General features: G+C 29.7%; 1 protein-coding gene. It reads right to left on the reverse strand.

Features of this window, described 5'->3' with window-relative positions:
- Positions 1–32 precede the first annotated feature (32 nt).
- Positions 33–417, reverse strand: a 385-nt coding sequence (locus J7R13_RS09120) for a hypothetical protein (RefSeq protein WP_208438332.1), incomplete at its 5' end; no start/stop codon positions are given.

Genomic DNA, 417 nt, shown 5'->3' on the forward strand with positions numbered 1-417 from the left:
ACGGCAATAAGCTCACTTTTAATATAACCCTTTTATCCACTATTTATCGTAATTGCGATTTCTAAAGGCATAACACAATCACGAATATCATCATCAAGATTTCCTTCACGTTTTTGTGCTTGGTCGATTTTCACATTCTCGGTTTTATAATTTTTTTCTAGCTGTTCTATTTGGCCTTTTATTATTTGTTTCAATTGTGCTTTATTAAGATGTTTTTTGATTGCCAAACTCTCAATAATTTTTGGGGGAATAGCATTTAAGATAGTATTTGAATCAATTTCTTTAAGTGCTTTATTATAAATGGAAATTTCCTTTTTTAGATTTATCAATTCTTCATCGGTTACTCCATTGGCTTGCACTGTTGATATAATAGAAGCAAGGCATAAAAAAATAAAAAAAGATCGATAAATCTGCAGC

It is taken from the genome of Bartonella taylorii 8TBB (genome assembly GCF_902825155.1).
In the GTDB taxonomy this organism is placed as follows: domain Bacteria; phylum Pseudomonadota; class Alphaproteobacteria; order Rhizobiales; family Rhizobiaceae; genus Bartonella; species Bartonella taylorii_A.